12 protein-coding genes and 4 pseudogenes are annotated in these 12,076 nt (G+C 61.6%); 9 read left to right on the top strand and 7 right to left on the bottom strand.

What is annotated here, in order from left to right; genetic code table 11:
- Nucleotides 1-19: 19 nt before the first annotated feature.
- Nucleotides 20-361 carry a group II intron maturase-specific domain-containing protein gene (locus tag J4G43_RS56355; RefSeq protein WP_208089818.1) on the top strand — a complete coding sequence of 114 codons (342 nt, stop codon included), beginning with the start codon at nt 20-22 and terminating at the stop codon, nt 359-361.
- Between the two features lie 75 nt (nt 362-436).
- On the opposite strand, the pseudogene J4G43_RS52365 reads toward J4G43_RS56355, so the two are convergent.
- Nucleotides 437-877, bottom strand: a pseudogene (locus J4G43_RS52365) (transposase); the annotation flags it as partial.
- Nucleotides 878-1,038: 161 nt separating this feature from the next.
- Between J4G43_RS52365 and J4G43_RS52370 the strand changes: the two are divergent.
- Both J4G43_RS52370 and J4G43_RS52375 read left to right on the top strand, forming a co-directional pair.
- Nucleotides 1,039-1,476 (top strand): annotated as a pseudogene (locus J4G43_RS52370) (ISL3 family transposase); the annotation flags it as partial.
- A 119-nt stretch (nt 1,477-1,595) separates the two neighbouring features.
- Nucleotides 1,596-1,724 (top strand): annotated as a pseudogene (locus tag J4G43_RS52375) (IS110 family transposase); the annotation flags it as partial.
- A gap of 54 nt (nt 1,725-1,778) precedes the next feature.
- Here the strand turns inward: J4G43_RS52375 and J4G43_RS52380 are convergent.
- Both J4G43_RS52380 and tnpC read right to left on the bottom strand, forming a co-directional pair.
- Nucleotides 1,779-2,369, bottom strand: coding sequence for a YecA/YgfB family protein (locus tag J4G43_RS52380; protein ID WP_208088551.1), 591 nt, complete (start codon nt 2,367-2,369; stop codon nt 1,779-1,781).
- Between the two features lie 29 nt (nt 2,370-2,398).
- On the bottom strand, nt 2,399-3,064 hold the full coding sequence (tnpC, locus tag J4G43_RS52385; protein WP_225005434.1) for an IS66 family transposase: 666 nt from the start codon (nt 3,062-3,064) through the stop codon (nt 2,399-2,401).
- Between the two features lie 47 nt (nt 3,065-3,111).
- Here tnpC and J4G43_RS52390 point away from each other — a divergent pair, with 47 nt between their 5' ends.
- Entirely contained in the window at nt 3,112-4,140 is a 1,029-nt protein-coding gene (locus tag J4G43_RS52390) for an IS110 family RNA-guided transposase (protein WP_208088552.1), read from the top strand.
- Nucleotides 4,141-4,229: 89 nt separating this feature from the next.
- Here the strand turns inward: J4G43_RS52390 and J4G43_RS52395 are convergent, their stop codons facing one another.
- The 4 genes from J4G43_RS52395 to tnpA are packed head-to-tail and all read right to left on the bottom strand — an operon-like array spanning nt 4,230 to nt 6,190.
- On the bottom strand, nt 4,230-4,934 hold the full coding sequence (locus J4G43_RS52395; RefSeq protein WP_249814971.1) for an IS66 family transposase: 705 nt from the start codon (nt 4,932-4,934) through the stop codon (nt 4,230-4,232).
- Nucleotides 4,858-5,328 (bottom strand): transposase, encoded by a 471-nt coding sequence (locus J4G43_RS52400; protein ID WP_225005940.1) that lies wholly within the window; start codon nt 5,326-5,328, stop codon nt 4,858-4,860. Before J4G43_RS52400 ends, J4G43_RS52395 begins: the two co-directional genes overlap by 77 nt.
- Nucleotides 5,329-5,378: 50 nt before the next feature.
- Nucleotides 5,379-5,732 carry an IS66 family insertion sequence element accessory protein TnpB gene (gene tnpB / locus J4G43_RS52405; RefSeq protein ID WP_208089702.1) on the bottom strand — a complete coding sequence of 118 codons (354 nt, stop codon included), beginning with the start codon at nt 5,730-5,732 and terminating at the stop codon, nt 5,379-5,381.
- The gene (gene tnpA / locus J4G43_RS52410) at nt 5,729-6,190 is read right to left on the bottom strand and encodes an IS66-like element accessory protein TnpA (protein WP_208088656.1); all 462 of its coding nucleotides are present in this window, start codon (nt 6,188-6,190) and stop codon (nt 5,729-5,731) included. Before tnpA ends, tnpB begins: the two co-directional genes overlap by 4 nt.
- 84 nt (nt 6,191-6,274) lie before the next feature.
- On the opposite strand from tnpA, the pseudogene J4G43_RS52415 reads away from it, so the two are divergent.
- From J4G43_RS52415 to J4G43_RS52435, 5 genes and pseudogenes are all read left to right on the top strand, one after another.
- Nucleotides 6,275-6,457, top strand: a pseudogene (locus J4G43_RS52415) (IS110 family transposase); the annotation flags it as partial.
- 536 nt (nt 6,458-6,993) lie between these two features.
- On the top strand, nt 6,994-8,436 hold the full coding sequence (locus J4G43_RS52420; protein ID WP_208089703.1) for an extracellular catalytic domain type 2 short-chain-length polyhydroxyalkanoate depolymerase: 1,443 nt from the start codon (nt 6,994-6,996) through the stop codon (nt 8,434-8,436).
- 655 nt (nt 8,437-9,091) lie between these two features.
- A complete protein-coding gene (istA, locus tag J4G43_RS52425; RefSeq protein ID WP_060907903.1) occupies nt 9,092-10,633 on the top strand; it encodes an IS21-like element ISFK1 family transposase in 1,542 nt (513 codons plus the stop codon).
- A gap of 18 nt (nt 10,634-10,651) precedes the next feature.
- Nucleotides 10,652-11,413: an IS21-like element ISFK1 family helper ATPase IstB gene (gene istB, locus J4G43_RS52430; protein WP_011090937.1), complete on the top strand. Its 762-nt coding sequence runs from the start codon at nt 10,652-10,654 to the stop codon at nt 11,411-11,413.
- 85 nt (nt 11,414-11,498) lie between these two features.
- Nucleotides 11,499-12,071, top strand: a complete 573-nt coding sequence (locus J4G43_RS52435; protein ID WP_249814973.1) for a reverse transcriptase domain-containing protein — start codon at nt 11,499-11,501, stop codon at nt 12,069-12,071.
- Nucleotides 12,072-12,076: the final 5 nt, after the last annotated feature.

Consider the following 12,076-nt stretch of genomic DNA (forward strand, 5'->3'; position numbering starts at 1 on the left):
GGAGGCGATCTACGCCACCTTGCCCCTCACGCCGCGGCAGCGGCTTCGTTCAATCCGACAGACCATTCGCTCATGGCGACTGGGTTCGACGCGAAACCACTGGAGGCTTGAAGAACTCGCCAAGCTGATTGATCCTGTCGTGCAAGGATGGCTGAACTATTACGGACGGTTTTATCGCACGGAATGTGTCAACGTCCTTCGTCACGTTAACGACGCGCTCGCCCGTTGGACGAGGAGGAAATACAAGCGGTTGAAAGGCCGGAAAGTCGCCTCAGTATATTGGTTGGGACGGCTCGCGCAGCGCGATCCGAACCTGCTTTATTTGTGGCGAGTCGGCATTCGACCTGCGGCTGGAAGATAGAAGCCGGATGAATCGGGAGATTCACGTCCGGTTTCGTGAGCACCTCGGGGTGAGATTCCCCGGGGTGACTCGACCGACCACCACCCGTTCCAGGTCCTTGGGACCGATCGCGCCCGTCTTGTGCGCCACCGACAGGCTCTCCTGGATCAGCGCGACGAGTTGCTCCTCGCCGAGCCGCTGGCGCCAGCGCGTCATCGACGAGCGATCGAACGGCAGCCGGTGGCAGAAGCTCAGCGCGCCGCAGAAGTGTTGGTAATAGGGGTTCTCGATCCAGCGGGCGCACAACACCTCATCCGAGAGGTTGTGCATGTGCTTGAGAATGAACAAGCCGGCGACCAGCCGCTTCGGCAGGCCAGGCTGCCCCGGACCGGCTTGGCACACCGAACCAAAGCGGCCGTCCAGGAAGCTCCAGTCGATCAGCGCCGCCAGCCGCACCAGCGGGTGGCCCATGTAGATGATTTGATCGAGCGCCGGAAGCAGCAGGTCTTTCTGCCGATCATCCCGCGGTTTGCTCATCGCCTTCCCCAATGCCGACGACCCGCCGTCAGGGAATCACGAATCGCTCAAAAGCAAAATCCCAAAACGCAGGAAAGCGAGATCCAACTCCCCGCTTTCCTGCAAGATCCAATACTTCATCGAGACAATTTCTGCTTATTCCTCAGGTCGATCCGCATTCTTCACGGACGACTCGAGATCCAGAGACTGGCCACGCGATCTCGCCCGTAGTCGCGGCCGCGCTGTGCATTAAGCCACGAGGCTTGCTGACCGTTCAACAGGCCAGAAAAGTCGATGCTCTGAAGAAGGGATCGCATGCATTCGCGACAATGCGCAGCCTGGCGATGCGCTTCAACGGGATCCTGCGGGGCGGGAGATCAGAGCCGTTAGACGCGTGGATCGAGGACGCTATCGATTCGGAGCTCATTCCTATTAAACGGTTCGCCCGCATTCTGCGCCGAGACACCGAGGCCGTCTACAATGCAATCGCACTTCCTTGGAGCAATGGCCAGGTGGAAGGCCAGGTCAATCGCCTCAAGACCATTAAGCGGGCGATGTACGGAAGGGCTGGTCCGGAACTGCTACGCGCAAGGATGCTGCCGCTTCATCACACAAAGTAAGTCAGATGGGGTATTCGGCCTGTTGCTGAGCCCCGCGTTAGCAGGGTGCTGCGCTTCAGGTTGATGATAAACGTGGTCTGTTTTCGAACAGCCACAAGCATCAGACGGAGAAGCGCAGCATGAAACATTACGCTGGACTGGACGTGTCGGTCAAAGAGACGTCCCTGTGCATTGTCGACGAAACGGGCCGCATTTGCCGGGAAGCGAAGTTGGTGAGTCACCCGGACGATCTTCTTGCTGCACTCAACGATCCGATTTGGCGGTTTGATCGTAACCGGTATGAGCTCCCACGTGCGCGGTGATCAGCGAGCGCGGGCGTAGCGGATCGGCATCCAGTATTGCCGCAAGGCCTCGACCGCCGCCGGAATGTCGGCGTGGGCGTTACGCAGAAAGTTCTTGGTCTCGCGACCGCTTCGTGGTGGTCCAAGCAGCGGACGGCCCTGATCGTCGCGACAGTGCAGCAGGATGGGCAGAAGTAGGCCGCGATTGACGTTGCTGGCGTCCAGCAACGGCGCCCACGCCGATAGCTTGAGCCGCATCGCGGCATAGAAGCCTTGGCACCATGGTCGCGGATCGACGTCTCCACTGGGTTTGCGCCGGTGCATCGGCGCGAAGCTGTCGGGTGCGGTCGAGAGGGTGTTGCTGATGTCATTGTGGCGCAGCGCGACGGCCGATATGGCTGCAAACTCCGGGGTGCCGCCGTGGTTGAAGGCATCGGCATCGATGGCGAGCAGCGGGCAGATCCAGTCGAGTGGGCTCATCGACACCGGTCCGGCCACGATTGCGGCGACGTAGCCGTCGAGCATGGAGAGATTGGTGGCGGCAGGATGCTGATCGACGCGAGCCTGCAGCCATCGCTGGAGTTCCGCAAGTGGCATCGCGGCGACGGCCATCGATGACGATGCTTTATGGCGACGTGGGCTCACGCAGCGGCCTGTGCGGTGCGCTGGCGCGCCGCCTTCCAGTGCCAGGCAAGCAACTCGTGCAGTTGATGGCTCTTGGTTCGCCCGGAGACGATGCGCTCCAGCACGTCGGTCAGATAGGCCTGCGGATCGAGCTCATGGAGCTTTGCGGTGTTCACGATCGACGCCAGGATGGCCCAGCTCTCGGCGCCGCCTTCGCTGCCGCTGAACAAGGAGTTGCGTCTTCCCATGGCAATCGGGCGCATGGAACGCTCGACTGTGTTGGAGTCGACCTCGACGCGGCCGTCGCGGAGAAACAGCGTCAGTCCGTCCCAGTGATTGAGCGCATAGTTGATCGCCTCTGTCAGCTTCGATTGGGAGAACAGCTGGCCGACGATCTCGGTCAGTCGCGCATTGAGCGCCGCCATCAAGGGTGCGCTCCTGGTGCGGCGGGCGGCCAGCCGCTGCTCGGCACTACTGCCGCGGATCACTGCCTCGATCGCATAGACCGCCTGCAGCCGTTCAATCACCTCGCGCGCGAATGGCGACTGGGTGGTCTTGTACACCTCGACGAATTTGCGTCGGGCATGGGCGAGACAAAAGGCGAGCTGGATCGCGCCGCCATGACCGCGTGCCAGCGCCTTGTAGGCGGCATAACCGATGGAGTGGACGCCCCCCGACGGCATCGATTGTGCCAAAGTGCGGGTGTTGAAACCCGGTAAGGAGGACGTCCATGGACGACGAGGTTAGCATCATCGGTTTAGATTTGGCCAAGAACGTGTTTCAGGTCCACGGCGCGGGGCAGGACGGAAGGATGATCCTGCGTAAAAAGCTCAACCGCAGCAGATTGCTCGAGTTTTTCGCCAAGTTGCCAAGGTGTGTGGTCGCAATGGAGGCCTGCGCCAGCGCCCACTATTGGGGACGGGAGATTGGTAAATTTGGGCACGAGGTCCGGCTGATCCATCCCTCCTACGTGAAGCCCTTCGTTAAGCGTCAGAAGAACGATGCCGCGGATGCGGAAGCGATCGCCGAAGCCGCGTCTCGACCAACGATGCGCTTTGTCGGCGTCAAGAGCGCCGAGAAGCAAGCCTCTTCCATGGCATTCAAGGTTCGTGATCTCTTGGTTCGACAGCGTACACAGGCGATCAACGCTTTGCGCGGACATCTTGCGGAATACGGCTTGATCGTGGCTCAGGGCGTCAGACATATCCCCCGATTGCATGAGCTCCTGACAATATATCCGGACCTGCCCGATCTCGCTCGTGGCCTTTGCCAGACTCTCTTGAAGCACGTGGAATCCCTGTCGGAGCAGATTGCAGAGCTTGAGAAGGGACTGCGAGTGCGCGCGAGACAGGACGAGGTGGCCTCTCGCTTAATGACCATTCCGGGGATCGGGGCAATCTGCGCCACAGCGATAGAGGCCTTGGCGCCCTCGGCGGAGACCTTTTCCAAGGGGCGTGATTTTGCGGCCTGGATTGGTCTCACGCCCAAACAGAATTCTTCCGGAGGCAAGGACAGGCTTGGCAAAATCTCCAGGATGGGCCGGCGAGATCTCCGACGGCTCCTCGTGCTTGGTGCCACCGCCGTGGTGCGATGGGCAAGACGATATGGACCGCCAGCAGGATCCTGGCTCGCGAGAATGCTCTTGAAGAAGCCACCAAAGCTGATCGCGGTCGCTCTAGCGAACAAATTGGCGCGTATCGCTTGGGCCTTGATGGTCCGCGGTGGCGCTTATCAAGCTCCAGCGTCTGGCGCTGCGTAACGCAGGGCCAGAAGCCGAGAGACGTCGGGAATGTGGTAAGGTCTAACGGAGGATTATGGGCAATCGGTCAGGGACTGGGATTGGAAGAATCAACAGGTGGATGAGTGCCAGAGAGCACGCATAGCCGAATTGGATCCAATCCACGCATTCCATAAGGGCCCGCGACGTGTCGAGGTCGCATCACGAGGCCGGACACACGTCAGCACCCGACCACATGCCTGTTCCGAAGTTAAATTTTGCTTGCATTTAGTGGGGCGTCCACACACGTCCACCTGCAGAATGCCGGAAAAGCCCGTCAACTGTCCGGCGATCTCCTTGGTGCCACGGCCGTCGGCGAATACGTAGGCAACCGCCGGCGGCGAGGGGCCACCCCATGGCTGGTCATCCATAGCATGCGCCCAGAACTGGCAGATGCGGGGGCGATGTCGTCCGGGATCGAGCACCGGCATCGGCGTCTCATCGCAGAACACGCGCGGCGCGGCCTGAATCATCCGCAGCTGCAGCTCATAAAGGCTCCTGAGCCACCAGGCGGCACGTTTGACCCAACCGGCGAGCGTCGCGCGGTCAAGATGGATGCCCTGGCCGGCCAGGATCTGAACCTGCCGGTACAGCGGCAAATACCAGGCGAACTTCGAGACCACCACGTGGGTCACGAGGGCCGTCGACGCCATGCCGCCTTCAATCAGGCGCGGCAGCACTTTCGCCTGGACTACGCCATCAGTGCAGCCGCGGCAGCCGTATTTGGGACGGATCGTGCGCAGCACGCGCAGGATCGCCGGGATCACGTCCAACACCTCGCTGACGTCCTCGCCGATCTTGTGAAGCTGGGCCTTGGCAGCACGGGCAGGCCGTCACCTCCGGCTCCAGGACCTGCTCACAGCGCGGCAGATGCTTGGGCAACGCGCCGATGTTGCGGCGCGCCTTCTTGCGCGGCTTATCGGCCGGCTTCGCCGCAGGCACATCGTCGTTGGCAGCTGCAGGCGGCGTGACACTGGTCTCAAGATCGTCAAGCTCAAGCGCAAGTTGCTCGGCCACGAGCGTGGCAAGCCGTTCCGAGCGCTTCCCGAAGATCATCTCCTTGAGCGTCTGCATCGCAACACGCAGCTTCTCGTTCTCGGCGTCAAGCGCGAGCACCATCTCGGTTAGAGCGGCTGGATCAGTCGGGAGAACGTCCGGGCGAATCGCCATGAACGGACCATACATCCGCGCGCCACAGGCTCCAGCGAAATCCTCTCCTCTCAGCCGACAACGGCCGGCTGCTTCACAGGCTTGGGTGAGACGCGCGTCCACTCGAGTCCGTCGAGCAGCATCGCGAGCTGCGTCGCACTGAGATGCACCACGCCGTCGCGGATCGGCGGCCAAGTGAAGTGCCCCTGGTGCAACCACTTCGTCACCAGCACCATGCCGCTGCCGTCCCACGCCAGAAGCTTCACCCTGTCCATGCGTTTGCTGCGGAACACGAAGACGTCGCCACAATACGGGTTCGCACGCAGCGCTTCGCTCACCAATGCCGACAGCGTATGCACCGACTTGCGGAAATCGACCGGCTGTGTCGCCAGCACCACCTTGAGGTCAGAGCGTAGCGCAATCACCGGATGCCCCGAAGCGCCGCCAGCACGGTCGACAGCGTCGCCAGCTCCACGCCCGGCTCGACCCGGATGCGCGCCCCGTTCACCTCGATCTCGACAACTCCGCAAACCTTGGCCGGCGGCGCGGCGATCTCCAAAGGCTTCGTCTGTAGCCGCGAAATACGCTCGGGCTCGCCGGCTGTCCCGCTACCGCTCTCGGCACCAATTTGGATTGGCACGAAGTTCGGCGCCTTGCCCACCACCGCCGCCGCAACTTGGCGTCGCCACACCGTAAGCAGCCCCCGCGAAACGCCGTTGCGCCGCGCAACCTCGGAGATGTTCGCACCCTCCCCAAAGCTCTCCGCCACGATCCGGGCCTTCTCCTCGCCCGTCCACCGACGCCGTCGGCGCTCCCCAGTGATCACTTCGACGCGACGATAGGAGTCATCTTCCTGCCTGGCATCAAGCATGGCATTTGCCATCGTTCCACCTCCACCGATCAGCTCATGCCAGGCTGTATCGCGCGCAAGCCGAGGGGTGGCTAGGTGGGGGCCTCATGCCGGTTACTGCTGACGCGGGTGCAGAAATGGTCCTGGCTCAAGGCGTGGGCCATGCAGATCGCCAAACGACGCGGGCAGCAGAAGGCGATCGTCGCTTTGGCGCGGCGGCTCGCCGTCATCATGCACCGCATGTGGAGCGACGGAACTGAATTCCGCTGGACACGGGAGGCCACGCCCGCGGCACAATAGTGCGACGCGCGGTCCACGCACCCGTTGTTTAGCGGGAGGAGGTCCCTCGCGGGACGATGGACGAGATGAGTTCGCTTTGGGCTCTTGTACGGTCGCGTCCTTGCGATCAGCACGCGAGTCAGATTGTTCCGTCTCGTTCTACTGATCCCATGCTGGGAGAGCCATACGGCTGATCCCGAAGAGAAGCACGGCCCCGCGAGCGGTACCGAACCCAAGGAGGCACCCAATCAAGCCCTTGACTAAATCCGGCCGAATAGAGAAGACCCGAACATTGACCCCGCACGCGCGAAGTCAATCAAGCACTTGGGACGCCGATCGGCGTCCGGACCCCACGCCGATTCACAGCGTCGTCTGGCGCGAAACGAGGCTCGTCGACCGGGTACGCGACTGGGCGCCGTCCTCGTTTCATCGTCACGTGGAGAGCTCGGCAACTATCCAGCGGATTGGCGGACTCCCCTCATTTTTGGTGGGTCGCTTGTCCCGTTCAATTGCCCTACGGTTGTCCAATCACTGGCCTGTTGATTGGCGAGGCTTCCATGCACGTGACCATGTTGCGGCAACACGTTGTCGGCCTGATCTGTGCTATGGCCGTTGGAATATCGCCGCTCGCTGCCCAGCCTTCGGCATTGCGCAGTTATAATGCGCCGATCGGCGAGAGCTCGGTCTCCGGCATTTCATCCGGCGCCTTCATGGCAATCCAGTTCGGCACAGCCTGGTCTTCGATCATCAAGGGAGTCGGTGCGGTCGCTGGCGGTCCCTATTGGTGCGCGGAGGCGAACTACTGGTACGATGTCATCACCGGGTATTGGGGGCCGATCTGGCGGGCGACGGGTCAATGCATGAAAGGGCCTGCGTCGGACCTGAACATCAAGCACTTCACGAATCAAGCTGATGCGAAGGCGTCAGCCGGCGAGATCGATCCACTTAGCAATCTTGCCAGGCAGAAAATCTACCTCTTTCACGGCTACAACGACGCGGTCGTCTATAAAGCCGCGCCCGATGCGGCTGCCGAGTTCTACCGCCACTATTTGGGCGATGGCAAGCGCGGCAATCTCTTCTATCAGACCGTGCTTGGCGCGGGCCATTCTTTCGTCGTGACGAAACAGAACGACGCGGGACTGAACGACTGCAGCGCCAACAAGGAACCGTATATCGACCAATGCGGCTACGATCAGGCCGGAATCATTCTGCAGCACATCTATGGCCGCCTGAACCCACTCAATCGCGGGCAACTCGCGGGTACACTCAAGAGCTTCGATCAGTCACTCTATACTAGGCCGTATACACCCGACGAGCTGAGCCTGGGCGATAAAGGCTATGCTTTTGTACCTCAGGACTGCGAGCAGGGCGCTCCATGCCGCGTTCACGTGGCGCTGCATGGATGCAAGCAGGATGTCGATCAAATCGGGCCCAAGTTTGTCGACTATGCCGGCTACAATGCGTGGGCGGATACGAACAGTTTTATCATTCTCTATCCTCAAACCAAGCCCCACTCATATTGGCCGACCAATCCGGATGCCTGCTGGGACTGGTGGAGCTACGTCAATCACACCGATGACTATGTCACCAAGTCCGGACCGCAAATCAAGGCGATCAAGGCCATGCTAGACGCGCTCACCGGGGGGAACGCGACGCTCGTCAGTGAAAACGATCAATCGGTGTCAGCACCTCAAGGGCTCACGGCGAACGATGCTTCGGATAGCAGCGTTGATCTTGTCTGGTTTCCGGTATCGGGAGCAACGACTTACAAGGTCCAGCGTGCAGGCGCCGATCGTGCGTTTCAGACGGTTGGCGAGGTAGCAGGCGCAAGCTTCGGTGACTCCGGCCTGACGCCGCAAACAGCCTTCCGCTGGCGCGTATCTGCCATGCTCAATGGAACGGAGGGCCCCGCCTCCGAGGAAGTGATCGCTACTACGCGATCGAGGCCTCCCCCTTGCAACGATCCCGGGTCCTGCCCGGTAGGCCCGATAGGCAGGTAGGCGAAGGAGCAATGTATCTTTGCACCAGCTTCATTCATCTGCCGAGCGCGAGGATCATGGATGAGGCGAACATCCTCTCTCTCGGCCCAGGTGGCCGATTAGTGCGTCTGATTCAGTCTCCCTCGCGACAGATTCCGGCACTGCCACGTCCTTGTCTGTGCTGAACGAGGTGGCCCCGGAAACAGTTCGCTATCCAGCCAGATATTTGTCAGTGCGCGTGCTCCGCTTGCCGCAACGCTAACAGGTGCCACGCTGGATGCGCTCAGAAACGAAATCGAACTCGCCGAGCAGCAATCTGCACGATGGTCGTCCCCGACCGCAGGGGTACTAGGCTGATTGGCGCGCCATAAAAACAAACACGATCATCGAATATGCGTCATAGCCGGACTGGGACCCCCCGTATTGCCTCAGGAAGTAATGTTACCCGGGATGAAGGTCTACGAACGGCCCCAGACCGGTCTCGAGCCTCGGGCCGTATTTCATGCGCGTTTCGCGGGATCGTGAGCGCGGATTTCAGGGGATCGTGAGCAGAGATTTCAGACGATCGTGAGCAACGATTTCGCGGGATCGTGAGCAAGGCTTTCGGAGCCTTGCAGCGCTTCGGCCGACAACTCAACCGGCTTAGGGATGACCTCGTGGTTAACGAGGAAGTCCAATGCCTACCCAGAGATTGTCGATGCGCCGGATCAAGGAAGTCCTTCGGTTAAAACATTTTCAAGGCCTGCCAGAGCGGGCCATCGCGCGGAGCGTGGGCGTCAGCAACGGCGTTGTGCACAGCTACCTGAGCCGCGCCCGCTCTGCTGGGTTGAGCTGGCCGCTTCCGGAGGGAATGACCGATGAAGACCTGGAGCTTTTGCTTTTCCCGGCCCCACGACCAGCGTCTCAGAGCCCGCAGCGGCCGGTGCCCGACTGGAGCTACATCGATAAAGAGCTCCGCCGGCGCAACGTAACCCGTCGCCTGCTCTGGGAGGAGTATCGCGCCGTTAATCCCGACGGTTTCGGGTACACGTGGTTCTGCACTACCTACGAGGCCTGGAAGGGGCGGGTCCGACCTTCGATGCGGCAGATTCATCTGGGCGGCGAGAAGGTGTTCGTGGATTTCGCCGGCGACACCATCGACATCGTCGATCCGCTGACCGGGGAAGTGCAGCCGATGAAGCTGTTCGTCGCGGCGATGGGCGCTTCGAACTACACCTACGCCGAGGCCTGCCCCAGCGAGAGCTTGGCCGACTGGATCCGGGCCCACGTCAACTTGTTCACGTTTTTGAGCGGAACGCCGACGTTCGTGGTCTGCGACAACCTCAAAGCCGCCGTCAGCAACCCCGACCGCTACGATCCCGGCCTCAATCGCACTTATGCCGAGATGGCGAGCCATTACGGCACGGCCATTCTCGCCGCACGGCCGCGGCGCCCAAAAGACAAGGCGAAGGTCGAGGTCGCGGTGCAAATCGCCCAGCGCTGGATTCTGGCCCGGCTGCGCAATCAGCGCTTCTTTTCCCGGGCCGAGCTCAACGCCGCCATCAAGACACTCGTCGACGAACTCAATGCTCGTCAAATGCGTGGCTTCGGCTCAAGCCGCGCCGAACTGTTTGCCGAACTCGACAAACCCAAGCTAACCCCGCTGCCAGATCAGCCTTATGCCTTCGCACGCTGGAAGCGCTGCCGCCTCGCTCCCGATTATCATGTCGAGGTCGACGGCCATTGGTACTCCGCGCCGTATCGTCTGATTGGCGAGCTGGTCGATGCCCGTATCGACGATCGGACGGTCGAGATCTTCCACAAGGGCCAGCGGATCGCCAGCCATGCCCGCGCGCCCAACCGACGCGGACACACCACCATCGCCGACCACATGCCCAGCGCCCATCGCCGCTACGGCAAATGGACCCCCGCCGCGGTGATCGCCGCCGGCGAGCGGATCGGTCCTTCGACAGCAGCGTTTTTCCAGGCCGTGATCGACGCCCGGCCCCATCCAGAACAAGGCTTTCGAACCTGCCTTGGCATTCTGGCGCTCGTCAAAAGCTACGGCGCCGAACGCCTCGACGCAGCCTGCCGGAGGGGCATCCTCATCAAGGCGCGCTCCGTCGCCTCGATTAGATCGATCCTCCAGAACGGCCTCGATCGCACGTTCTTCGACGAATCTTTCGAGCACCAGCCCCTGCGCCACGGCAACATCCGCGGACGCGACTACTTCCACTGAAGCAAGGAGAGACCCGGCATGCTTAACCACCCAACCCACGAACGGCTGATCGAGCTTGGCCTGACCGGAATGGCCAAGGCCTTCGAGGAGCAGCGCCGATCGCCCGATCTCGAAGCCCTGCCGTTCGAAGATCGCATCGGCCTGTTGGTCGACCGCGAAGCCGCCGAACGCGACACCAGGCGGCTCACCACGCGCCTCAAGATCGCCGCACTGCGCCAGACTGCTTGCGTCGAGGACGTCGATCTGCGCACCCCGCGGGGCATCGACCGCGCCGTTTTCGCCAAACTCGTCGAAGGTCGCTGGATCGATCGCCACGAGAATTTGCTCGTCACCGGGGCAACCGGCCTGGGCAAAAGTTGGTTAGCCTGCGCGCTCGGCCACAAGGCCTGCCGCGACAACCGATCAGTCCTCTATCATCGCGTTCCAAGGCTGTTCGAGGCGCTCGCGCTCGCGCGCGGAGACGGACGTTACGCTCGGCTCCTCAAAAGCCTCGGCCGCGCTCAGCTTCTGATTTTGGATGATTGGGGACTATCGGTGCTCACCGCCGCGGAACGCCGCGATCTGCTCGAAATCCTCGAGGACCGCCATGGCCGCGCATCCACCATCGTCACAAGTCAGCTCCCCGTGGACACCTGGCATGGAGCCATTGGGGACCCCACGGTCGCCGACGCCATTCTCGATCGCCTCGTCCACAACGCCCACCGCCTCCAGCTCACCGGAGAAAGCATGCGAAAACGCAGCGCCAAAACCATCACCCTTGACGGCCAACCAGAACACTGACTCTATCTCCCATCGGCCGTAGCGGGCTGCTCACGATCGTCTGAATTCAGTGCTCACGATCGCGCGAAATCGATGCTCACGATCCGTGAAATCCGCAGTCCGATACGCTGATGACGCGGTGATTGCCTTCGAGGACCACCTGTCCGGCAAGCGATTGCTGAACGTGCTGGATAAGCGGCTCGGTCGGTATGGGCTTCAACTCCATCCGACCAAGACCCGCTTCGTAGACTTCCGGTTCAAGCGCCCGGGTGGGCGTCACCCCGCGACGGCGGGGACCACATTCAACTTCCTTGGCTTCACCCATGTGTGGGGTCAATCGAGGAAGGGTAAGAATGTCGTCCGACAGATAACGGCGAAAGACCGTTACGCCCGCGCGCTGGCTTCCGTGACGGAATGGTGTCGGCTTAACCTGCATCGCCCGTTCCGGGCGCAGCACGCGCACCTGTCGCGGGTGATCCGGGGGCACTGCGCCTACTACGGCATCTCCGGCAACGGCCGACGGATCAGATGGTATCACCACCAGATCACGCGGATATGGAAGAAATGGCTCGCGCGGCGTGGCCGCCACAGCAATCTGCCGTGGTCGCGCTTCCGGGCCATGCTCGCGCGACACCCGCTGCCGACAGCCAAGATCGTCCACCAATATGCCGTCCCGTGAGCGAA

The sequence above is a fragment of the Bradyrhizobium barranii subsp. barranii genome (genome assembly GCF_017565645.3).
Lineage (GTDB): Bacteria > Pseudomonadota > Alphaproteobacteria > Rhizobiales > Xanthobacteraceae > Bradyrhizobium > Bradyrhizobium barranii.